Source organism: Bythopirellula goksoeyrii (genome assembly GCF_008065115.1).
Taxonomy (GTDB): Bacteria; Planctomycetota; Planctomycetia; order Pirellulales; family Lacipirellulaceae; genus Bythopirellula; species Bythopirellula goksoeyrii.
This window is the reverse complement of record NZ_CP042913.1, coordinates 1,940,404-1,963,858: the sequence shown is the minus strand read 5'-3', so window position 1 is coordinate 1,963,858 and position 23,455 is coordinate 1,940,404. Positions and strand designations below refer to the sequence as shown.

The following is a 23,455-nucleotide window of genomic DNA, read 5'->3' as shown; positions in this document are numbered from 1 at the left end:
GGCGTTCCGTTTTTAGAATTGTTATTCTGTATGAATTCTCCCATCGATTGTTCCAAAGTTCGATTTGCAATATCCGCGGTTCGCGAGGCAGCGCAGCTTGCGCAGCAAGTCCAGAAGAAGCTTGTGACGGCTGCAATCAGTAAGGATGACAAATCACCCGTGACTGTAGCTGATTTTGCTGCCCAGGCGATTGTTTCCAAACGTCTGCTGGATACGTTTCCACAGATGGGATTTGTAGGCGAAGAAAGCTCGGAGGCGCTGTGCACACCTGAGAGTAAAGAGTCGCTCGAACAAATCACGCATTTTGTCCGGCAGCTAGAACCGACCGCGACCCCTGACCAGGTGTGTGCTTGGATTGATCGTGGTGCAGGCGAACCAACTGACGAGTTCTGGACGCTCGACCCCGTCGATGGAACGAAAGGGTTTCTGCGCGGGGATCAATATGCCGTAGCTTTAGCATTTATTCGGGATGGTAAAGTCCGAGTTGGTGCGCTGGGATGTCCCGAATTGGGCGCTGGCATCAAACCAGAAAAGGGTGGCGCTGGAACAATCGTCGTAGCTCGTTGTGAGAGCGGCTGCTTTGCAAGTTTGCTAACCGATGAAGATGCTGCGTGGACAAAGCTCTCCGTCTCTTTAGAAAGTAACATTGCCTCGGCGCGCATGCTACGCAGTGTTGAAAAGGCCCATACGGATACGGGGGGCATCGGTGAGCTCGTCACCGCATTGGGCGTCACGGCTGATCCGGTGGCGATGGACAGCCAAGCCAAGTATGCCGTCCTTGCGGCAGGTGGCGGGGAAATTAACCTTCGTCTCCTATCTCCTTCGCGATTGGACTATCGAGAGAAAATCTGGGATCAGGCGGCTGGATCGATCTGCGTGGAGGAAGCCGGTGGTCGAGTCTCCGATCTCGACGGAAAACCGCTTGATTTCTCTCACGGGAGGACTTTGGCAACCAATCGTGGCGTGTTGGCCACGAATAGAATCCTGCATGACGCCATGCTGGCGGGGTTGGCTGAAATCGGTGCCTAAAATCCGTATCGGGAACGGTCTAACTTCTTTCCCTGCTTGAGATTAAGCAGCACTCGGGCCTGTTGACGCTGAGAAAACCGAGCGATAAACTACAGGGCTAAATTGACTTGCACGGCCCAAGTCAGCGCTTTGGAATTTCAGGCCGAATGAACTACCTAACGTCGGATGCCCGGTGGGCTTTTTGCTCGCCAGAATGGGATATGGTCTTCTCGAAGGCTAAGCCGATGTGCCTTTTGGAGTAAAACTAGTGTCAACGACTTTAGTCAAAGAGTTGGTTGAGTCCGGCGTACATTTTGGGCATCGCTCAAGCCGCTGGAATCCCAAGATGCGGCCCTACATTTATGCCCGCCGCAATCTGATCCACATTATCGACGTCCGCGAAACCATTCGCGGCCTGCTGCGTGCAAAGAAGTATTTGGCGGACGTGGCCAGTCACGGCAGTCTCATCTTGTTTGTCGGCACGAAACGACAAGCGGGCGAGACGATTCAGAAAGCAGCCGAGGGATGCGGAATGCCCTACATCAACGACCGCTGGTTGGGTGGCACGTTGACCAATTTCCGCACGATTCGCAGTCGGCTCTCACGGCTGGAGGAACTCGAACACATTCGCGAAAGCGAAGAGATCAATTCGTATTCCAAAAAAATGCAGTCCTCGCTGAATCGCGAATACCGCAAGATGTTTCAGAATCTCAATGGAATGCGAAAGATGAACCGTTTGCCGGAGTGCATGGTCATCGTCGATCCAAAGAAAGAGAAGAACGCCGTCAAGGAAGCCCGCAAGATGGGGATCACCACGGTCGCTTTGATTGATACCGATTGCGATCCTGATTTGATCGATCTACCCATCCCTGGCAACGACGACAGTATGCGTTCGATCGATCTGATCATAAACATACTGGCCGACGCAATTGCTAAGGGCAAAGCCGAATCCGCTACAGCCCAGCAGCAACAGGCCGAGGGTGCTGAGCCCAAGAATGGCCAATCCGCCAGTTGAATATAGTCGAGAGCTTGGGGTGAGAATCGAGAGCTATCTCTCTGACTCCTGACCCATAGCAATTAGCTAATTATTTCCGGAACTGCGCACGGCTTGTTCCGGTCTACACACATATCTTACCGAGACACGAGGAGTAAATTACTATGCCAGAAATCACCGCAGCCATGGTAAAGAAGCTGCGCGATGAGACGCAGCTACCGATGATGGAATGCAAAGCCGCACTGAAAGAATCGGAAGGTGATGTGGAAGCCGCCAAGCGGGCTTTACGCGAAGCCGGCAAAAAGTTTATGGGCAAGCGTCAAGACCGCGCTACCGAAGAGGGTCGAATTGGAATCTTTGCCAGCATTGCCGACGGAGTAGGTGCCATGGTGGAGTTGCAATGCGAATCGGCGCCAGTTGCCGCTAACGAAGAGTTTATCCAGTTGGCCGAAGACCTCGCCAAGCAATTGGCAACCGGCCCAGGTGCAAAAACGCCCGAAGAACTGTGGGCTCAGCCTTCGCCAAGCAAGAAAGAGATGACTCTCGAAGATCAACGAGATGAGCTGCAGAATAAGATTCGCGAGGTATTTCGCATTGCCCGGCTAGAGCGGATTGACGCTCCCGCGGGGGGTTTCGTCCATATGGCTAAGATCGGCGTGCTCCTGGAGGTCGAAGGGGGAACCGACGAATTGGCTAAGGATGTCAGCTTGCATGTGGCAGCTATGAATCCTCGTGCCACTACCAAGGAAGAGCTGGATCCCGAGATTGTCAGCAAGGAGCGAGAGCTGCAGAAGGATCGTGCCCGCCAAGAAGGCAAGCCGGAAAACATCATCGAAAAGATGATCGAAGGCCGGATGAAAAACTTCTATGCTGAACATGTTCTGTCGGAGCAACCCTTTGTGAAAGATGAGAGCCAAACTGTGGGCAATTTCGCCAAGGCAGGCGGAATGAAGCTCAAACGCTTCATCCGCTGGCAATTGGGAGAGACCAGTTCCAGTGAGGCCGTCGACGCGGCGTAATATTGATTTCCTTAACGCCCGGGGGTTGCAACCCCCGGGCGTTTTCTTAATCCAACAATGAGTACCCCATGACTGACTCGCCAGGACAAACCGATGGGCCCTATCGCCGGGTGGTTCTTAAACTCTCGGGTGAAAGCTTTGCTCCTCCCGGTGAACGCGGCATCAGCATGGAAGAGGTAGTTCACATTGCCTCTCAGACTTATCGTGCCATGCAGCAGGGAGTCGAGATAGCCATTGTGATTGGTGGCGGCAATATCCTGCGGGGAGCCCAATTCACGGCCGGCAACTCCAGCATCCAGGAAGCCACAGCCCACTACATGGGAATGCTGGCCACGGTGATTAATGGGCTTGCTTTGCAAGACGCGCTTGAGTCACTTGGGTGCGAGACGCGCCTGATGAGTGCCGTGAAGATGGATGGTGTAGCGGAACCTTACATCCGCCGCCGTGCAAAGCGACATCTCGAAAAGGGTCGCATCGTGATCGTCGCGGGGGGGACGGGTGCCCCATTTGTGACGACCGATACCGCGGCAGCTCAGAAAGCCTTGGAGATCGAAGCCGATATCTTGATGAAAGCTACGCGGGTTGAAGGAGTCTATAGCGAAGATCCCGAGAAAAACCCCCACGCGGTGCTGTTTCGCAATCTGAGTTTCCAAGAGGTGCGGGATCAAAACTTGCGTGTGATGGATCCCACCGCGATTGCCCAATGCATGGAGCACGACTTGCCTATTCTCGTGTTCAATTACCGTGTTGATGGCAACATTGAACGTGCCGTCCGCGGAGAGAAAATCGGCACTTCGGTTACCAGCCGCAAAGAAGCCGTGAGTGCATCAGGAGCTGACATCTAAAGTGCCAGAGACCGTAAAGAAGGCAACTAGCCACGAACCCCATGCCAGAAGCTGACGCATCCGGCTCACCTTTCATCACTTAACTCTAAACTCTCTACACTCAACCATGACACAAGACGAAATCCTTCTTGATACTGAAGAGCGCATGGAAAAGGCGATCAGCAAGCTTAAGGACGATATGACCGGTATCCGCACCGGGCGGGCCAATCCTGGATTGGTAGATACCGTTCGGGTCGAAGTCTATGGTTCTCCTACTCCTATTAAGCAGATCGCGTCGGTGAGCGCACCCGAGCCGACACAAATCGTTATTCGACCCTTCGATCCCTCGACGATCAAGGAAATTGAAAAGGGCATCATCGCGAGCGACCTGGGGTTGGCGCCACAAAGTGATGGCAAAGTGATTCGGCTCAATATCCCGGCACTATCTGGGGAAGTTCGTCGCTCGATGGTTTCACGCATCAAAGACCTCACTGAAGAGTCCAAGGTTGCGATACGCAATGTCCGCCGAGATGGCAACAAACATGCCGATCAGGCCGAAAAGGACAAGACCATGAGTGAAGACGATCGGGATTCACTCAAGAAGGAAATCCAGGACCTTACCAAGACCTATGAGGACCAGGCGAACGATATTGCCAAGGCGAAAGAAGCCGAGGTGATGGATGGGTAGGAAATGACAGAATGACTAAAACGGAGTTCTGATTCGTCATTTTTGCTTCGTCATTCATTCGTGCATGGGTATTTCGTCATTCGACATTAGCTGGCAATGCTAGCAGTTCTCTTGAGGCTTGGCTCCTCATCTCTCTTGTCGCATTTTTCTCATGCGGCCTATACTGTTCGGCGAAACCCCGTATTCTTCGCGCACCCGACGCGCGTCGACCCATTTCTTTGCACACGGTTTATGGAGAAACCGCCATGTCTCACCCAGACTCAGTACGCACGGATGCAAAAGTACGCCCCCTCTCAAACCGGATCTCCCGTTGGCTCTGGAAGAACCAAATTGGTTGGATCGTGGCCGCGGCGGTAATCCTCGTATTAACACTTAAATTCAAACAAACGGATGCTCCAAAGACTGCCAAGGCAGCCACGCATTCAAGTGTAGCAGCTTCAGCGCGCACGGCTGCAGCAGATGGAACGGCCTCTGCCATCAAGAAGCTTCCCCATGACGTGATGGCAATCGTCAACGGCAAAGACATCAGCCGCAAAGACCTCTCGGATGCCTGTGTGAAACGACACGGCGAAGAAGTACTAGAGAGTCTGGTCAACAAGCGTTTGATTCTGAACCATTGCGAGAAACGAGGCATCGCAATCACCAATCAAGATATCGCTGCCGAGATTGATCGCATGGCCAAGCGATTCCAACTTTCTCGCGAGCAATGGCTTGAGATGCTGGAGAAAGAACGCGGGATCACTGCTCAGGAATATGCACGCGATATCGTGTGGCCGACGTTGGCGCTACGTAAGTTGGCGGAGAAAAACATTCAGGTTTCCGACGCTGAACTCAGCGAAGCCATGGAACGTGAATTTGGTGAAACTATCAATGCTCGACTCATCGCCGTAGGGACTCCAGAATTGGCGAATGAAATACGCAACAAGTTGCTTGCCGACTCCGAACAGTTTGCCCGTCTGGCAATCGAACACTCGGTCGATATCAACTCGGCCAGCGTGGGTGGATTGATCCAGCCGATTCGTCACCACATCGGTGATGCGGCAATTGAGCAGGCTGCGTTTGAGCTTGCTCCCGGTCAGATATCTGAGGTTCTTCCCGTCGCAGGGCAATTCGTGATTTTGAAGTGCATTTCACGTAACCCGCCACGCAATGTGGATCCCGCCGAGGTGCGGCAGCAGATCGTTGAGAAGCTTACTGACGAGAAACTGCGCGAGGCATCGCATGAGTTATTTGCCAAGCTACAAGAAGCTTCAACACCGATCAATGTTTACAACAATCCCCAGCTCCGTCAGACAATGCCGGGGGTTGTGGCCACAGTTAATGGCGATCGCATTACGATGAAAGAGCTGGGAGACGAGTGTCTGCTTCGTCATGGCGAGGAAGTACTAGAGTCGGAGATTTCTCGTATGATTCTGGAGCAGGGTTTGAAAAACGCTAACATGGTGGTTACCCAAGAGGACATGGAAGCCGAGGTGCGCCACGCCGCCGAGTTGTCTGGCGTGGTCGATGAGCATGGCAAAGCGGATCTCAACAAATGGTTTGAGTCGATCGCCCAAGAGCAGAAAATCGACCGAGCAGACTACTACCGTGATGCCGTTTGGCCCTCGGCGGCACTAAAAAAGCTAACTGCCTCCAAGGTCCAGGTGACCGAAGAGGACATTCAAAAAGGCTTCCAAGCCAACTACGGCGACCGAGTTCGCTGTCGAGCGATTGTGCTGCCCACCATGCGGCGAGCCCAGGAAGTTTGGGACAAGGCCCGGCGCAATCCTTCGGTCGAGTATTTTGGCGACTTGGCTGCCGAGTACTCCATCGAACCCTCAAGCAAAGCCCTTCGAGGCGAAGTGCCACCGATCCAACGGTTTGGTGGCCAACCCCAACTTGAGGAAGCCGCCTTCCAGCTACAGGATGGCCAGCTTTCGGGGATTATCCAGGTCCGTGATAAGTTCCTAATTCTCCGTTGCGAAGGTCGCACCGAGCGAGTCGACGTCGATGCGAGTAAGGTCCGCGATATTTTGGTCCGAGACATCTACGAAAAGAAGCTGCGGATGGCAATGAGCGATAAGTTTGAAGAGATACGCTCAAGCTCACGAGTCGACAATTTCTTGGCAGGAACTTCCCAAGCACCTAGCGACCACTCCGCCAAGAGGCATGCCCCGGTTCGGGACGATTCGGCCGTGCGGCAGACGAGTGGCACCGTGCGGTAGTTTTTGCAAAGTCCCTGTCGAAACCTAACAGCCCCCGCCGGAAGGCGGGGGTTTTTTCTGTTATCAACCATCGGTTTCCGCCGACGGCTATCAGAGTATTCTGAGTTGCAAGTCTGACAATCTACCCGTTTGCGCTGCGAACCGACTTCGGTTATACTTGGTCTGGTAGTTCAACCTCTTTGCCCTTGGACCCCGCTATGTCTACCGAATCGGAACCTTTCAAGATTGAAGTTGCCCAGCGTGTAAAGCGTCTGCCGCCGTATTTATTTGGACGCATCAATACGATGCTCTATAACAAGCGGCGCAATGGCGATGACGTGATTGATCTGGGGATGGGCAATCCCTCGGATCCACCACAAGATCTGGTCATTGAGAAGCTCTCGGAGGCTGCTCGCGATCCGGGCAATCATGGGTACAGCAAGAGCAACGGCATAGCCAACTTGCGCCGTGAAGTTGCCGCCAAGTACATGAAGAAGTACGGTGTGCGGCTTGATCCCGATCAGGAAGTCATCACCTGCCTCGGCTCGAAAGAAGGCTTCAGCCACATGTGTCTGGCCATGATGGGACCTGGGGACTCGGCAATTGTGCCGGCGCCATTCTTTCCAATTCATGTTTATTCGGTAGCGCTCGCTTCGGGCAACGTCATTGCTCTTGAAGTGGCAGACAGTGAAAAATTCCTATCAGACATTGCCTACACCTGTGAGACGCTTTATCCGCGTCCTAAGCTTTTGATTCTCAACTACCCACATAATCCATCGAGCGTGGTTGTGGAACAATCGTTTTTCGACGAAGTTGTCAAACTGGCCAAGAAGTATGGCTTCATGGTGATTAGCGATTTCGCTTATGCCGACGTGGCATTCGATGGCTACAAGCCGCCAAGCTTTCTGGCATCGCCAGGGGCCGCTGAGGTGGGAGTCGAGTTCACGACGATGAGCAAAGGCTACAACATGGCCGGGTGGCGAGTTGGCTTCTGTGCGGGCAACGCGGAAATGATCTCGGCTTTGGCAACAATCAAGGGCTATTACGACTACGGTATGTTCCAAGCAATCCAGATTGCAGCGATTCTAGCCCTGCGCCATACCGACGCGGCGGTCGAGGAACAATCGCAAATCTATCAATCGCGCCGCAATGCTTTGTGTGAATCGCTTGCGCGACTGGGCTGGACTGTTGATCCTCCCAAGGCGGGAATGTTTGTCTGGCAGCAAGTCCCTGAACCCTGGCGATCGCGGATGAGCACCATGGATTTTGCCATGATGCTACTGGAAAAAGGCAACGTTGCTGTGAGCCCGGGCAGTGGGTTTGGCCCGGCGGGCGAGGGATTTCTGCGGATGTCGCTCATAGAGAACGAAGCTCGCCTGCGTCAAGCCGTACGGCAAATCAAGAGCTGCCTGCGCGAGGCCGAGGCGGATTTCACCGCTGAGCCTGCAGCGGTCTCCTAGCAAGTCTCTACTTGCAGGTCTGACGCGGGAAATGCTGACCCGCTAGAATGGCTGTATGCCTGAGAGACCCTTTAGAATCGAAGTCGTTGACGACCAAATGGCGGAAGTGCTGCGCGGTAAGACTCCGGCAGAACGCCTAAGAATCGCTCACGGAATGTGGTCCCATGCTAGTCAATTGATTCAGCGAATGCTCAAAGCGGAGCATCCTGAGTGGACTGAATCCCAGATTCGAGCACAGGTTGCCTGGAGGCTCTCTCATGGAGCAATCTGATCTCTTGGTGTTCCTGTGCAATCATTTGGAACGAACTGGAATTCGCTATTTCATTACTGGTTCTCAAGCGACGATTGCCTACGGGGAGCCACGGTTTACGAACGACATCGATGTTGTCGTCGATCTAACGGTAGCGAATTGCGATCTTTTTTGCGATGGTTTTCCCCAGCCTGATTTCTATTTCAATCGCGAGACTGCTCGTCAAGAATGTCAGCGAGAAGGGATGTTCAATATTATTCATCCTGATAGCGGACAGAAGATTGACGTTGTCATTGCCAAGCAGTCCTCATTCGATCAGTTGCGATTCGACCGAGGCATCAGGATACCTATCTCCGATGGATGCCAGGCGGTGTTTAGTTCGCCAGAAGATATCATTCTGAAAAAAATGGAATGGCACGAGATGGGAGGTGGTGAACGTCACCTTAGAGATATTGCGGGAATCCTAAAAATTCGCGGGGATTCTCTCGACCGAGATTACATCTCGGACTATGCGCAGAAAATGGGGCTAAGCGACCTCTGGAAAGTCGTCCAAGATACGGTTCGGTAAATCGAATTACAGCTCCACACCTGGAGGGGTACGAACAACCAGATTTCGGATTTCGGTCATGTCTTCCATGGCGAAGCGGATCCCTTCCCGGCCCAGGCCGCTGTCCTTCACACCGCCGTATGGCATGTTGTCGACACGCCAACTGGGAACATCGCCGATGATGATGCCACCAACCTCTAGTTCGTCCCAGGCTTTTTGGATCTTGTAAATATCGCGGGTGAAGATACCCGCCTGCAAACCGAACCGGCTATCGTTGGTGCGCTTCAGTGCTTCCTCGAAGGTACTGAATCGACTCAACACGGCGACCGGACCGAAGGCTTCTTCTGCGCACATCGGCTGATCTTGGGGAACCTCTTCCATGAGCGTGGCTTCGAGCATCGCGCCATCTCGTTTGCCACCGCAGAGGATCTTGCCACCGGCTGATTTAGCCTGCTTGATCCATATTTCCAATCTCTCGGCTTCCTTTTCGGAAATCATGGGGCCAATGAAGGTTTTCTCGTTTTTCGGGTCGCCGGCTACGAGTTTCTTGGTGGCCACGACCAGCATATCGCTAAGTTGGGAGTAGATGCTCTCGTGAATGAGGATTCGCTGCACGCCAATACAGCTTTGGCCTGATTGATAGAATGCCCCAACGATGAGCCGTTCAGTGGCATCTTTCAGATCTGCGTCGGCATCCACAATACAAGCCGCATTGCCGCCGAGTTCTAAGATAACGGGTTTCTTGCCGGCTCGTGCTTTTAAGTCCCAACCGACTTCTGGTGAACCCGTGAAGCTCAGCAGCTTCAGGCGATCGTCGGTCGTAAACAAGTCGGCGCCGTCGCGATGGCAGGGAAGAATCGAAAAAGCACCTTGGGGCAAGTCGGTTTCAGCGAGAACCTCGCCGATGATCAATGCGCCAATGGGGGTGCGACTGGCGGGTTTCAAGATAAACGGACAGCCGACGGCAATCGCCGGGGCAACTTTGTGCGCTGCCAAGTTTAGGGGGAAATTGAATGGGGAGATGAACGAACAGGGGCCGATGGGAACCCGCTTGAACATCCCCCGATAGCCGCGAGCGCGGGGGGAGATTTCTAGATTCATTATCTCACCACCCATGCGGACCGATTCCTCGGCAGCAATGCGAAAGGTGTCGATCAGTCGCGACACCTCGCCGCGACTATCTTTGATTGGCTTACCTGCTTCGATGCAGAGCGACATGGCCAGTTCGTCGGCCCGTTCGGTGAACCTCTTCACACAATGGTTGAGAATTGACTGCCGCTCGTAGGGTGGTAGCTCGGCCATGGGCGTGGTGGCTTCGACCGTCGCAGCGATTGCTTGATCAATCACTTTGGCGTCGGCCATAGCCACGCGTGTGGCGACCTCGCCGGTGTATTTATCCGTTACTTCAAGATCGGTGTTGGGGGCTACAGGTTCGTTGGCAAGATAGTATGGGTAGGATTTCTTAAGCATCGTTGGCACCTCACAGCTTTTCACTCAACTCAGCGATTTCGTTGTTCAATATCCGGTCGTTATCCGAGTAGTCGACAGGAACGTCTATGACATGGACGCCGGGAGTCGCATGGCACTTTTCCAAGAGCGGTATGAGCTCGTCTTCGGTCGATATGCGATGTCCCTCTGCTCCGTAGCTCTCGGCATATTTCACAAAATCTGGATTATCAAAGTCCATGCCGAAGTTCTCAAAACCCATGTGCGCTTGCTTCCACTTGATCATGCCATAAGAATCATCACGTAGGATAACTACGACTAGATGCATGCCGAGTCGCACCGCGGTTTCGAGTTCCTGGGAGTTCATCATGAAACCTCCGTCGCCGCAGATGGCCATGACTTTGCGTTCGGGATAGACGAGCCGAGCTGCCATGGCAGAAGGGAGGCCGGCCCCCATTGATGCCAGCGCATTGTCCAGTAGGACCGTATTCGGCTGCTTGGCTGGATAATTGCGGGCGAACCATATTTTATAGATCCCATTGTCGAGCGCAATGATCCCGTTGTCAGGCATGAATTCTCTGATGTCGGCTACCAGGCGCTGAGGATAAATGGGAAAACGGTCGTCGCTGGCGTCGGCCTGAATATGTTGAATCAAAGCGCTGCGCACTTCCATGAACCTCGCAAAGTCCCAGTGCGTTTGCCGACTGATCTGCTCCTCGATCTGCCAAACGCTATTGGCGATATCGCCGATCACTTCCACTTGTGGGAAGTACACCGGATCGACTGACGCCGAGTTGAAGTTGACGTGAATCACTTCGACGCCGCCAGGTGTCATGAAGAATGGCGGCTTTTCGATCACGTCGTGTCCAACGTTGATAATGACATCCGCTTTGTCGAATGCCCGATGCACAAAGTCATCGTCCGACAAGGCTGCATTGCCGAGAAACAGCGGATCGGTTTCGTCGAGTACGCCTTTGCCCATTTGCGTGGTAACAAAGGGAATCCCGGTACGCTCAACTAATCGTCGCAACATGCGGCAAGTCAATCGTCTGTTAGCTGCGGCTCCGACCAACAAGAGAGGATGACGTGCTTGTTCGATTCGCTTCACTGCGGCACGAATCGACTTTTCTTCGGCTACTGGGCGGCGGGCCATGCTCTGGGGGAGAACGGGCTCATCCGTATCCTCCCGGGCGATATCTTCGGGAAGCTCAAGATGGGTGGCACCGGGACGCTCCTCTTCGGCCAAGCGAAAAGCCTCTCGAATACGAGAGGGGATGTTCCCCCCGCTGACGATTTGGCGAGTGTATTTGGTGAGCGGGCGCATCATGTCGACGATATCGACGATCTGAAACTGCCCTTGCTTGCTGGTCTTGACCGGCTTTTGGCCGGTAAGCATGACCATGGGCATGCCACCAAGCTGGGCGTAGGCTGCGGCAGTGACAAGATTGGTGGCCCCCGGGCCGAGTGTCGAGAGGCACACGCCTGCTTTGCCGGTGAGTCGTCCGTAGGTCGCCGCCATAAACCCGGCAGCTTGCTCGTGTCGCGTGAGAACCAGCCGAATGCTCGATCGTGAGAGCGAGTCGAGCAAGTCGAGATTTTCCTCGCCGGGGATGCCGAAGATGAACTCGACTCCTTCGCTCTCCAGGGCTTGGACGAACAGATCGGAGGCTTTCATGGCTGTTCCAATGGAATCCGAGCGGGATGTGGTAGTAGCCGCCCCCGGATGGGGGTGGTTGATACTTGGGCAAACCACCCCCTTCCGGGGGCGGCTACAAGAATCGAATCGTTTGATACCGATTCACGGGTGCCTCTAATCAATCTACCAGAAAAGCTCGCTGAGCGAACTCCCCCTAACGCCCCTCTTTCCAACCCCAGTCGTGCTTGACGGCGAGGTATGCGATGGTGATGGCAGATACTAGAGCTACGAACAAAGTAGTGAAGAAGAGGATTGATTGACTAGTATCATAGAATAGCCACCGGACTAACACTATGCCGCCGAAAAGCAGACCGAATGTCAGGACAGCAGCATAGATTGGCTGCCGTAATAAGCAGTAGCTCGCCATCGATATAGTGTAGAGGAGGGCAAGTGAATAGGTTGCGAAAAAGGCAGCCATAATGAACCAATAGATTCGATCAGCAGCAGGATGTATCTCGAGCCAATAGGCCGGGGTCAGCAAGCTGCCGAAAGCTAACGCCAAAACTGTAAGTCCCACGACGTACTTTACGACAAACCATAGATTGATGTTCACAGGTCTGGATCGCCAGAAGTTATTTACACGAGGTGACAAGTCCTCAAGATAAGCACCAATCCCTGCTACTAGAATCACAAAAAACCCTGCCCAGAGTGAGGCTCCCCCCAGCATCTCTCCGAAATCAGAGTGAGACGGATACTGCGAATTAAAGTAATACACAATCGGCACGATCAATAAAACAAAAAAGACTGCCATTGCTGCAAGCGGCCCTGTTTCGCGGAATTGCTTCCAAGCAATCGCTCGCCATTGTGAGCGCATTGGTTCTGTATGTTTATGCGTCCATCGAAAGAAATTTAACTCAGATGCTCTGGCTCGCTTCGGTGGGACCGCAATACGACCAAATCTCTTGAGATACCAATAGAGGATTGTACCGTGGGAAGTGATCCCAATGATCGTCAGTAGGGGTGTTATTAGTTGATTGTTCCTGTATGCAGACATTCCAAGAGCAATAGCTGGCCCACCAGGAAGTGCAGGTATCAGATATAGCCATCCATTTCCGAGCAGAGAGTTATGATTTTCTACCCAAACTGCTAGGAAACCGAACACCATCCACACACTACCGCAAACTAAAAAACCTATGGCTCCTGCCCGCACTTCATCGGAGCGATTGACACCTGCTGCTGACATCCATAGCAAGAGGCTGGTAACTCCGAAAGTTCCAATCGCGAGATTATAAAGCGACCAACCATAGATATCTACTATAGTTCCAAACTCTTTTATCAACCGTTCGATCGCGGCATCTAGAGTATTGTTATCAATAAGAAGAGGCAAAATGGTACAAATAACAGTGTAAAAAATCACAAGGGGTAGAACTGCTACCAAGCAGCCGACAAAGAGTTTTGCCAGCCCTGGGCGCCACATCGACGTTGGCACAGCCTGCATAAATCGCGTCGTGCAGCGAGCATTCTCACTCCCTGCTATGTGCATACCCAAAAAGAATGCAGCCAGGACGATATAGCAGTTCGCAAATGCCGAAAGAATGGTCAAGTTATCCCATAGGTTAAATGGCATGATGGCAGGCACAGCGATAGAAGAAAAAAACCAGATAGCTGGCAAAGCCAAGAGAACCGTAAGCGCCACCAACCGCCAGCGTTGTTCGCGCCATTCTTTCCACAGGAGGCTTTTCCAGGTTGAGTTCATGGTTGGTACTCGCGTATTTGCGTGAGAACCCTAGCCGCGATGCTACGCATCGCAGGTCCCGGCGACTTGTAAAGTCGCGGCTGCTGGGGTGGTGTGGTTGCCGGCGACGTAGGCTTCGAAGATTTCATCGAGATTGAGGTCGATGACGCGGTGTTCAATACCCTCCTCACCTAGACGCTGCTCAAGTGTTGCTGCTTGGTCGACAATTAGGGCAGTATCTTCCCTGTCAGGGCGTTGGTCGAGGATGTGAAACTCGCTCGCCATTCGTACTGCAGCCTCGCGCGACAGCACAAACTGCTTCACGTCGCGGCGCAAGTCCTCGGTTTCCGCCTGGCGGACGATTTTTCCCTTGTCGAGGATCGCCACTTCGTCGGCCACGGGTTCCACTTCGTACAACAGGTGCGAACTGTAGAACACCGTGCGACCTTCGCCTTGCAGATGCGTGATTAAATCGCGATTGAACTGTTTCCGCATGATTGGGTCGAGGCCCAATGCGGGATCATCGAGGATCACTAGCTCGGGTCGGTGAGCGAGCGCGAGCACCAAGCCCAGCCGCACGTTTTGGCCCTTGGAAAGATGCTTGATTTTGGTGGCGAGCGGGACCTCGAAATCTTTGGCATATTTGAGGGCAAGCTCGTGATCCCAAGTCGGATAGAAGGGGGCCATGAACCGCAGGATTTCCTCGCAGCGCATCCAGCCATACATCGTTTGATCCTCGGCCAGGTAGCCGACGCGCCGGCGGACTTCTACCGGATGCGTCGCGGGATCGAGGCCTAGCACACGGACCGTGCCGGAGTCACGACTCAACAACCCCATCATGATGCTGATTGCCGTCGTTTTGCCGGCAGCATTGCGGCCGAGAAAAGCAAAAGTTCGGCCGCGTTCCACGCGAAAGGTTGTGTCGCGAAGGACTTCTTGTTTGCGAAACGATTTGCAGACTTCGGTGAACTGAATGGCAGGATCGATCATGTCGAGACCCCTGTTTCTGCGGATGCGGGCTGGAGTTGTGAGAGTGCCGTGGATAAGATTTCGTGCAGTTCGTCGGAGGTAAGTCCCAGGGCGATTCCCTGCCGGGCCAGTTGGCGGAATTCTTCACCGAGGCGTTTGCGGTGGGATGCGCGACTGCGGCCAGTCGAGTCTTCTGCGACGAAGGTCCCCTGCCCTTGTCGCATCTCCAAGAGCCCTTCGCGGACCAACCGTTCGTAGACTCGCAGAATCGTGTTCTGATTGACGGCCAGATCCCGAGCCAGTTCCCTAACCGAGGGAAGCCGGTCCCCAGACGCGAGCTTTCCCGCGGCACAGTGCATGGCGATCTGCTCAGCAATCTGCGACGAAATGGGGACGGCAGAACCTTTTTCAACTCGAATTAGCATGAAAACCTCGTGAATAGCTTACTGACTACAGTTATATAACAGTAATCTCATGGTGTCAAGCGAATTTGGTAACGACCGAAAAAAGATTGTGCAACAGGAGGAAACAGTGAGAACGGAGTAAGAATCTGAACAGAGACAGAGATCGAGGTATTTGCTCGTAGAAGAAATAGGCCGCTGATGAACGCAGATTTAGCGGATTTGCGCGGATCATTGGAAATTAATCTGCGCTTATCCGCTAAATCAGTGCTTATCTGCGGCCTATTTCTTATTCGTAGAACGCCGCTGCGGCAAAGCTCACACAGGAAGTGTCGTCGTCAGCGACGGCTTGGTCATACTTGAGGAGTTCGCCTCGCTCGGGATCAATGGTTTTGAGCATCGTGTACATAGGGGCAAGGCCGCAGATGCGATTGGCGTCATTTTGTTTGGCGATATGCATGAACCACGCATCGGCGTCTCCGGCACATGCTTTGGCCAAGAGGTCCTGGTCGTCAGTCCATTGGGAAGTTAGTCGCTCTTGGTCTAAGAGATCGTCATCACCAAACTGTTGGCCGATATGGGCCATGTCGACCCCAGCGACGACACATACTTCTTCGCCATACGAGTGAATGGTGTCCCGCAAGCCGCCTATGAATTCGGCTACTGCGGGCGACTCGACTGGCATACGACCATGTTCGACGAAAGGATGGAATGACCCAACCAGAATCGGAACGACACGAAAATCTCTTCGACCACCCAAGACAAATTGCAGCATGAGGGTCTGAAATTCTATTGAGTGTTCCTGACGATGAGGAAGTTCATCTTGGAAAACTCCGGAGAAGGATTCTCCCAATCGATTGCTCAGGGTCTTGATGAACTCACGATCGGTCTCGACAGTACCGAGAGGCGTTTCGAAGTCTTTACGGGATACGCTGTAAAACTCTTGGAGTGGAGTGTGGGCCGTGCCAAGAATAATGAAAAGTTTTGCCTGACTCTCTGTGACGATGCGATCATAGGCCCAGGCGAATGCCGGCCCGCCTCGATGGAAGTCGATGTGGGGACTCATTACGCCGCAGAGTTTGTCTTGCGATAACACGCCGGTGCCGTTTCCTTCCCAAGGGAGCAATCCCGGCCCTCCTTCGCACGTGAACAATAAGCTCAGTTGTGCGCGAAGTCCTTCTGGTTCCTCGTGATAAGCTCCACCAGCATGGGCGGCAGGTCTTACCGCCAGAGCGAGATAGTCGGCCAACTGTGCCTGCTGGTATGCCGCGAAATTCTTGCTATCGAGGAAATGATTTTCATCTAGCTGCGCCACAAAGTTTTCAACTTCGATCAGCGGAATTGACTGGCCGACGGTCTGCTCGAATTGCATCCGAATGTCCCCCAGGGTCCGCTCCCCATTCATGAGCGACACCAGAACGGCGGCGATTGGTGTCAGTACAACTGTCCCTGCCAGGCCATAGGGGTCTCGCAGCACATAATTCCCCACCACAGGATCTCCGTGGGGGATCATTTCCAGAGACCGGACACGAGGTTTAATCGGAATACTCACCTACTCACCAATAATCTTGACTAAGATGCGCTTGCGACGTCTGCCGTCAAACTCATAGTAGAAGATGTGCTCCCAAGGGCCAAGATGTAGTTTTCCCTCAGTGATGGCGACTACCACCTCGCGTCCCATGATTTGTCGCTTGTGATGGGCATCGGCATTGTCTTCCCCGGTGCGATTATGGTGGTAACGCTTCGGCGAAGCATCGAAGGGGGCCAACTCTTCGAGCCATTTGTCGTAGTCGCGGTGGAGGCCGGGTTCGTTGTCGTTGATGAAGACACTTGCGGTAATATGCATGGCATTGACCAATGCCAAACCGTCTTGAATACCGCTCTGAGCAACCAGTCGCTCGACCTCTTCGTGAATTGACACGATTTGCCTACGCTCAGGGACGTTCATCCACAGTTCTTTCGTCAGGCACTTCATCTGAGATCCTCCTGCTGAAGGATAGGAGAGGCGATACTGCGAATCTCGGTTTGAACTTCATCAATAGCACGATCTGCATTAATAACGTGAACCGATTCGTGCATCCGTTGGGCTTCGTCCAAGAACCCCGCTCGTAGTTTCTCTCGGTAGCTGTTGCCCCGCCGTTCCATGCGGTCAAGCTCTTCACCCATACGCAAACCGGCACGCTCAGGAGGCATGTCCAAGAGAAACACGCAATCCGGCATCACACCAGCAGTGGCGACATGCCCTACTTGGCGGATGGCTTCGATTTCCACACCGCCGGCATATCCCTGGTAGACGATATTCGCCAACAGAAAACGATCTGAGATCACAACTTTGCCAGAATCCAGGGCAGGTCGAATCACCTCTTCAACCAACTGTGCCCTGGCCGCCATGTAGATCAGCATCTCGCTCCGAGGAGCAATCGAGATGTTTTCGTCGCTATGCAACACGATTTCGCGCAGGCGTTCTCCCAAAAGGGTACTCCCAGGATCTCGGCAGGTGACGAACTCGTGCCCTTCGACGATCAACCACTGCTCGAAAAGCTCCATTTGAGTCGTTTTACCGACTCCATCGATGCCGTCGAATGAGAAAAACATGCTGCGATTCTACTAGGGTATTGGCGAAAACCCTGTTGTACACCAGCAAGGTATCAGACGGGTAGACCCCAAATCAATCCAGATGCCGAGACATGTAGACCGCGAACAATCCGTGAGCCGTTCGTATATCGCAATGCATGTTGACGACACCACGCCAGAATCTGGCACAGGGGACTTCCGCTTGTAATAGACTACGGATTGGCGGCAGGTTCGCCACGATTGATTGGTTCACTCGGCGAAAAGACTCTCGTATTGGAGTCGATCCACGGAGTGAATTCTTGGAGATTGGGGTCGCGGAACGGATTGGCTACCGGAGTCGAAGACGGCGGCACCGAGAATTCCACAGGAGGCTCGCCACTAGCATTGAATTCGCTGGAGAATCCTGCTTGAGAGACCGATGTCGAGGGGACTTCCGAAGGCAACGACTTCAATTCCGTTCCACTCTCACCTGCAGCAGTTGGCAGAGACACCAAATCGATTCCGGATTCCAAGGATTCACTAACACCACTGGCGGGATCAACAGGCATTGGCAGTGGCATGGATTCCTCGATTTGCTCTTCTTCCTGCTCGGGTGCCAATGTAGGGCTCTCAAGGACTTCGTAGTTCTTGCCATCATTGAATTCAAACTGTCCCATTCGCTGATCGTAAGGGCCTTGGCTTATCACACGAGGCCTGGTGTATCCGTAGTTAATAAATGTGCTGGCATCCCTCTGGCGTGCTCGCCGCAAAGCGTCGAAGTACGCTTTCCCTGGCCAAGGTCCTTCGGCCAAATAGACGGAGTTGTACTCCAGGAGTGAACCTTTGCGGAAATGGACTCGCATGATCGCACGGTTGTAGTCAACAAGTGACCGGTAGTAGGCTGATTCGGCCTCGGCACGACGCCGCTGGGCATCGAGCAACAGGTCAATCCGCTCACGACCCGCTTCGTAAACGGTACGGAGTGCATCAACCTCGTCCTGACTTGCGACACGGCGATTGAAATTAGTTTGGGTATTTTCGAAGTTGAAATCTAAGTCTCGAATGGCATCGGTTAGTTGATGCGAGACGGTGAGTTCGAGATCCTCCAGTACGGCACGTTCCCGAGTTAGGAGCAATTGATGATGGCGTACGCCTGCCAGGGCTCGGCGGAAACCAATCGGCATCGTGAATTGCAAGCCAAGTTGCCATTCTTGAAAGCGCCCGCTAGTGAGTACTTCGAAGGCATTCGATCCATCAGCAAAAATGGGGAGCCCTGCACCGGATGAATCGAGCAGTTCATCTCCTGCACCAACCCAACGATAGGTACCGGCGGCATCCAAACGCGGCATCAGATTATTCTTGGTGGCCACCAACTCCAGTTCACGTCGTTTTATCTGCCACTTCTGATTGCGGAGTTCTGCACGGCGAGCTAGCGCTTCACTGAGTACGGTGTTCCAATCGAAATCAACTTCGGCAAGAGTAGGCTCATCAGCAGGTCGGATCAACCGGTTGTCCGTAGGTGTGAGCCCCATCAAGTAACGCAAGCGATTCTCAACCCGATAGAGATTGGTAAGGGCTGCCTGTACCTGAGCTTGAAACAAGAAGAATTGGGATCGAGCTTGGGCCTCCTTGTCCGCTTCACCACCTTGGGTGCCGACCCCCTTGAGAGCTTGCACTTTCCGCCAGGTTTCTAGAGCGCTGTCCCGTCCGATCTTACGTGCATCGAGATCTCGATAGGCGAAGTATAACTCCCAATAGGCGTCTTCCACTTCAAGCATCACATTGCGAATTCCTTCTTCGAAATCTACCAATGCAATGTCTTCACGAATCCGAGAGATGATCACACCATCAATCTGGTTGACACCATTCTGAGCGGCTTGTTGAAAGGAACTGAAACCCGCAATGCGGTTGTATTGGGTGCCTGCACCTTGCAAGAGAGGTTGATTGAAGGTCGCCTCAAAATTGGTAAACCAGTCGCTCGGCTGGATTCGGCTACCATTATTATTCAGATCGTAGAAGTAGTTGTTGCGGAAGCTGAAAGTGCTACCGTTGGCAGTATTCTTAGTGATACCAACAGAGCCCGTACCGAGGTCTTGTTGGAATAAAGGAGCAAAGAATCCAGGCAGATTTGCCACGCCAAAGTTCTGAGGACGATCATTCTTGTTCCAGGTGAGGCTACTATCGAGCGTCGCGTCGAATTCTGAGAGTGCTGCTTCTACTCCCGTGCCGCTAAACGGACTGCCAGTTCCGGTGCCATTGCCCGATTCGACGAGGGCCGGGTCATAGACCGTTTGTACATTCGCAGCATTTTGCGTTAGGATTTCTGGAGACGAAAGTGCGATGTTGCTGCCACTATCAGTTATACGCCCACCCAGCTGCCGCATTACCTTGCTATTGGTCAATGTGATGCGGGTAACCTCCTCAAGGGTGAGTTCCCAGATATCAAAGTTTTCTGAATTACTGAGTGACAAAGGTGCTTGGGTTCCGGTGACTTCATCGATAGGACAGGTATTTACATCCGGATAGTCGATCTCTGTTGCTACGTCTAGATAGTGTGAGAGATCGCCGGTGCCAAACACCTTGCCATCTTCGGCGAAGAAATAGGGCTGTGTCGGCTTGCACCCTGGTAAGAGGGTCAGCACACAGAGTCCCAGCGATATGGTCGCCCGGAATTGCCGATTCATGTTGCGATATTCCTGGATTCAATCTCTATCCCGCATTGAATGCGTACAAAAAGATTGAATCTCCTGGAGGATGTTCTTGTTACCGTCGTCATGGCGAATGATCACCATTCTTTCTCGTGCCCCCCCAGGCTCGACCCCCATGCTCGCCGCGTCACCAAATAAACATGGTGCGCGCAGCCTCCTGCGGAGTCGTTACAACCGTTATCGACGGCCTAACCGTCAAACTTTGACATTAGTAAGAAGTTTGCGGGACAGCCGCTGCTAGCAGTAGCTGCAAGATTTTCTGTCAGCCGGACGAACACCTTGGTCCGAGAGTTCCCGGAGGCAGGTGTGCCTCCGGCCAGGCGAGGTCAGCTATACGCCCATGCCGGAGAAACCGGCTAGATTGGAAGGGTTTACATCTTGCCCTAGTTCACTGGAACGCTGCGAAAGTTGGCCCGCAGCTACAAAGCGGTCAAATTCGATGGCAACGGCTTTCTCGACCCGGTCCTTGAACCAAGTTTCGACTTGATCGGGTAGACCTCCACAAGTTTCGCTAGCAAGCCTGGCATCCAGCTCCACCGTTTCCGTCAATAGGTCGCTAGCATCCGTGCGAATGATGCCATCGAATTCATAGCGAACCATGCCTTCGATCTCGCTGTTAGCCAGATGGAAAACACAGCGAGCATTGTAGAGAAAGTAAGTTCGGTCGGGACCAAACCGCTCCATCGCAGATACAAGTTGTTCATGCCTTCGACGATACTCAGCCGGGGCATCCAGTGGGGCGTCAAGCCTGCCGATTGATCGCAAAGGAAGACAATCAAACGCGATATCAACTACTGGCTCCATCTTGATCACATCTCCTTCCGTGCGATGCGTAGCAACTAGCACAACCAGTCGGGATGAAACGCATCGCTGGTCTTCAATTCTCGAAACTACGGCACTTGGTAGCCGATCGTCAACCAGCCATCGTCGCAATCGAGTTGGGCAAGCTGCAAGGTCAACTCGGTGCCTCGAGATTCTTGAGGAAGTTTGATCGCAGGAATGGGGATTTCTGCTGGAAATCCTTGTCCCGCTGCGGCACGCTTGTTGAGATTTTTGGCAAGGTTGCTACGTATGCCGACTTGCTCACCCGTCAGTTTCTCATCCCAACGGGGATCAAAACCCGTGGGAAAGGCTTCGATGTCCCCGTCTCGTTGGAGCAATACTTCATTCCCTTGTTTAATGACTTTGTAGGTGACTATAAAGTCCCAATTCTTGAGTGGTTCCTCTTCTTTGATCTCACTCGCTTGAAGTTCCGCTAGACGCATCCGTAGCGTGAGTTTTTGGTCTTCAAAACTCACACTCGCAGGATGCTCAGTGTTAAACTTGAAATACCAGGGGCGGAAAGGTAATGTTTCCTCCTCCTCAGCGGATGCCAAAATAATATCCTTCTCTTCGGTCGCCGAGTTCGTCGACTGGGCCAATTCTTCTGGCGACTTCTCTGACAGCTTTTTGAGCCACGGAGGAACATCTCCCTCCAGATGTGGCTTCACATCGGGGCTTTCCTGGCGTAGGACTGCACCAGCGAGCACAACAGGCAAAAAGTTGTTGATTGCCGTTTCATGCAACTGAACCGTCACATCATTGCCGACAAGTTTTCCGGGAGGCAACGAATCGGTCGTAATTTGCTTATGCGATGCCAAGGACGCCCGGGTATGAATTGCATCGGTGTTAGAAGAAAGGTAAATCGCCTCCGCCAAAAGTCCCACTCGCGTAAGGGGAGCTCGTAATCGCCCCTCGTAGCTGACGCGACCATTGGTGAGGGCCTCTAGTACTCTCTGGTTAAAGTTATCGGCAATCTTTTGTTCTGCATGGCGTGCTGCAATCCATTCGCTTTGCGACTTCCTCTCGTAGACTTTCTTCCAGGCGATCTTCTCAATTAGTCGTTTCCCAAATCTCCCTCCAGTTTTTTGAACCGAATTGATTCGGGTATGAGTCCGTGCGTCGACCTGATGGCCCAGCGTCGTGAATTGGTCGTCGCTGATCATGATTCGTTTGGAAGCGGTGTAATTTGTCGTGCCTGAGCTGTTAACTCGCACGGGCTTTTTGAAGGCGTTTGTACGAGAATTGATCACACCATCCAAACTGATATCCATCTCGATGCGGTCTTGCGAATCAAATGGATGAAACTTTACCAGCCCGCTTGTGATTGCTGTTCCTCGAATCGTTGCTCCCAGGATGCAGTCGCGCACGGGCCGCATCTCGCAAACAGGAGCGGCTAGCTGATTGAGGGCGCGCGTTGATACATCGGCCCACACGTTTGGTCGAGAATAGGAGCTTTGTACTGCGTGAACCACCTTGGGAGAATCTCCCAGCAACTCAACCGTACCCAACGCCTCACCAACTTGGCGAGTTGTCTCCATGGTGGGTGCTTCTTCGTGGCGACGAAGTTGCTCGGCAAAAGTTTTCATGTACGACTCGTAGATGGGAGCCGTATCTCTGCGTGCCGCCAAGGCATTCCAAAACGCAACCTCTTGATAGCGATCCAGCGCCGCAGCCGTTCGAGTGAAGACAGGTAGTTCCAGTCCGGGTTGATTGGCGCGGAAGCGGCGCCGTACGGTTTTGAGATTCTCAAGCGAGTCGCGGTCTATCTTGGCCCCTTCTTCAAGCTGAGGGGCCAGTAAATCCCACTTCAAGTATCGCTTCCAGTTTCGTGATAGCTCGGAACCTGGTCCTAGTGCAGATTCCAAGGCATGGGCACTATCAATAAGTTCCAGGCGCGTTGGAGCAAACCGATCGTTGTCGAACGTACGGTGATCCTGCGAAGCAGATAGAACGAGCCCCGGAAGGTCTGAGTCTTGCTGGTCAGCTGCTAGTGCTTCATTCCTGGTCGTGAGACTGGCGAGCAAGAACCCTAGGGCACCAAACAAAATCATAGGCAATATGGAGCGAGGCTGAATTAGAAGCACAACGTGTTCCTCCTAGAACGCGAATAGTGGTAGCATTGGGCGGCCTTTCGCCTTTGCAGCTAAGAGAGGCGTATGGCCGATTCTGGGGCTCGCAGTTTCCGAAATGCCGCGATTACCCAACAAGTATA

20 protein-coding genes are annotated in these 23,455 nt (G+C 53.1%); 9 read left to right on the top strand and 11 right to left on the bottom strand.

Translation table 11 applies throughout. The features are described from left to right. Positions 1-30 precede the first annotated feature (30 nt). From Pr1d_RS07835 to Pr1d_RS07795, 9 genes are all read left to right on the top strand, one after another. Positions 31-1,029 (top strand): 3'(2'),5'-bisphosphate nucleotidase, encoded by a 999-nt coding sequence (locus Pr1d_RS07835; protein WP_148073023.1) that lies wholly within the window; start codon positions 31-33, stop codon positions 1,027-1,029. 247 nt (positions 1,030-1,276) lie between these two features. Continuing rightward, positions 1,277-2,023, top strand: a complete 747-nt coding sequence (gene rpsB / locus Pr1d_RS07830; RefSeq protein ID WP_148073022.1) for a 30S ribosomal protein S2 — start codon at positions 1,277-1,279, stop codon at positions 2,021-2,023. A gap of 143 nt (positions 2,024-2,166) precedes the next feature. Beyond that, positions 2,167-3,021, top strand: coding sequence for a translation elongation factor Ts (gene tsf / locus Pr1d_RS07825; protein WP_148073021.1), 855 nt, complete (start codon positions 2,167-2,169; stop codon positions 3,019-3,021). A 68-nt stretch (positions 3,022-3,089) separates the two neighbouring features. Next, complete coding sequence (pyrH, locus tag Pr1d_RS07820) at positions 3,090-3,866, top strand: UMP kinase (RefSeq protein ID WP_148073020.1); 777 nt, start codon at positions 3,090-3,092, stop codon at positions 3,864-3,866. 106 nt (positions 3,867-3,972) lie between these two features. Beyond that, positions 3,973-4,533, top strand: a complete 561-nt coding sequence (gene frr / locus Pr1d_RS07815; RefSeq protein WP_148073019.1) for a ribosome recycling factor — start codon at positions 3,973-3,975, stop codon at positions 4,531-4,533. A 245-nt stretch (positions 4,534-4,778) separates the two neighbouring features. Continuing rightward, positions 4,779-6,737, top strand: a complete 1,959-nt coding sequence (locus Pr1d_RS07810; protein ID WP_148073018.1) for a peptidylprolyl isomerase — start codon at positions 4,779-4,781, stop codon at positions 6,735-6,737. Between the two features lie 197 nt (positions 6,738-6,934). After that, on the top strand, positions 6,935-8,176 hold the full coding sequence (locus Pr1d_RS07805) for an aminotransferase class I/II-fold pyridoxal phosphate-dependent enzyme (protein ID WP_148073017.1): 1,242 nt from the start codon (positions 6,935-6,937) through the stop codon (positions 8,174-8,176). A gap of 55 nt (positions 8,177-8,231) precedes the next feature. Further along, the gene (locus Pr1d_RS07800) at positions 8,232-8,447 is read left to right on the top strand and encodes a hypothetical protein (RefSeq protein WP_148073016.1); all 216 of its coding nucleotides are present in this window, start codon (positions 8,232-8,234) and stop codon (positions 8,445-8,447) included. After that, positions 8,434-8,994 carry a hypothetical protein gene (locus Pr1d_RS07795; protein ID WP_148073015.1) on the top strand — a complete coding sequence of 187 codons (561 nt, stop codon included), beginning with the start codon at positions 8,434-8,436 and terminating at the stop codon, positions 8,992-8,994. Before Pr1d_RS07800 ends, Pr1d_RS07795 begins: the two co-directional genes overlap by 14 nt. A gap of 6 nt (positions 8,995-9,000) precedes the next feature. Here Pr1d_RS07795 and Pr1d_RS07790 read toward each other — a convergent pair whose 3' ends face one another. The 11 genes from Pr1d_RS07790 to Pr1d_RS07740 all read right to left on the bottom strand — a co-directional run bounded on the left by Pr1d_RS07790 (position 9,001) and on the right by Pr1d_RS07740 (position 23,327). Then, positions 9,001-10,443 carry an aldehyde dehydrogenase family protein gene (locus tag Pr1d_RS07790; RefSeq protein ID WP_148073014.1) on the bottom strand — a complete coding sequence of 481 codons (1,443 nt, stop codon included), beginning with the start codon at positions 10,441-10,443 and terminating at the stop codon, positions 9,001-9,003. Between the two features lie 10 nt (positions 10,444-10,453). Then, positions 10,454-12,094 carry an acetolactate synthase large subunit gene (locus Pr1d_RS07785; protein ID WP_148073013.1) on the bottom strand — a complete coding sequence of 547 codons (1,641 nt, stop codon included), beginning with the start codon at positions 12,092-12,094 and terminating at the stop codon, positions 10,454-10,456. Between the two features lie 175 nt (positions 12,095-12,269). Further along, positions 12,270-13,727 carry a hypothetical protein gene (locus Pr1d_RS07780; RefSeq protein WP_148073012.1) on the bottom strand — a complete coding sequence of 486 codons (1,458 nt, stop codon included), beginning with the start codon at positions 13,725-13,727 and terminating at the stop codon, positions 12,270-12,272. A 126-nt stretch (positions 13,728-13,853) separates the two neighbouring features. After that, positions 13,854-14,780, bottom strand: a complete 927-nt coding sequence (locus Pr1d_RS07775; RefSeq protein WP_148073011.1) for an ABC transporter ATP-binding protein — start codon at positions 14,778-14,780, stop codon at positions 13,854-13,856. After that, positions 14,777-15,184: a GntR family transcriptional regulator gene (locus Pr1d_RS07770; RefSeq protein WP_148073010.1), complete on the bottom strand. Its 408-nt coding sequence runs from the start codon at positions 15,182-15,184 to the stop codon at positions 14,777-14,779. Before Pr1d_RS07770 ends, Pr1d_RS07775 begins: the two co-directional genes overlap by 4 nt. A gap of 265 nt (positions 15,185-15,449) precedes the next feature. After that, positions 15,450-16,712 (bottom strand): AmmeMemoRadiSam system protein B, encoded by a 1,263-nt coding sequence (gene amrB / locus Pr1d_RS07765; RefSeq protein WP_148073009.1) that lies wholly within the window; start codon positions 16,710-16,712, stop codon positions 15,450-15,452. Then, a complete protein-coding gene (locus Pr1d_RS07760) occupies positions 16,713-17,135 on the bottom strand; it encodes a secondary thiamine-phosphate synthase enzyme YjbQ (RefSeq protein WP_148073008.1) in 423 nt (140 codons plus the stop codon). It abuts the gene before it with no gap. After that, positions 17,132-17,755, bottom strand: a complete 624-nt coding sequence (gene tmk, locus Pr1d_RS07755) for a dTMP kinase (protein ID WP_148073007.1) — start codon at positions 17,753-17,755, stop codon at positions 17,132-17,134. Before tmk ends, Pr1d_RS07760 begins: the two co-directional genes overlap by 4 nt. A gap of 191 nt (positions 17,756-17,946) precedes the next feature. Next, positions 17,947-20,397: a TolC family protein gene (locus Pr1d_RS07750; RefSeq protein WP_148073006.1), complete on the bottom strand. Its 2,451-nt coding sequence runs from the start codon at positions 20,395-20,397 to the stop codon at positions 17,947-17,949. 354 nt (positions 20,398-20,751) lie between these two features. Beyond that, positions 20,752-21,225 carry a hypothetical protein gene (locus Pr1d_RS07745; protein ID WP_148073005.1) on the bottom strand — a complete coding sequence of 158 codons (474 nt, stop codon included), beginning with the start codon at positions 21,223-21,225 and terminating at the stop codon, positions 20,752-20,754. A gap of 86 nt (positions 21,226-21,311) precedes the next feature. Further along, a complete protein-coding gene (locus Pr1d_RS07740) occupies positions 21,312-23,327 on the bottom strand; it encodes a hypothetical protein (protein WP_148073004.1) in 2,016 nt (671 codons plus the stop codon). Between the last annotated feature and the right edge of the window lie 128 nt (positions 23,328-23,455).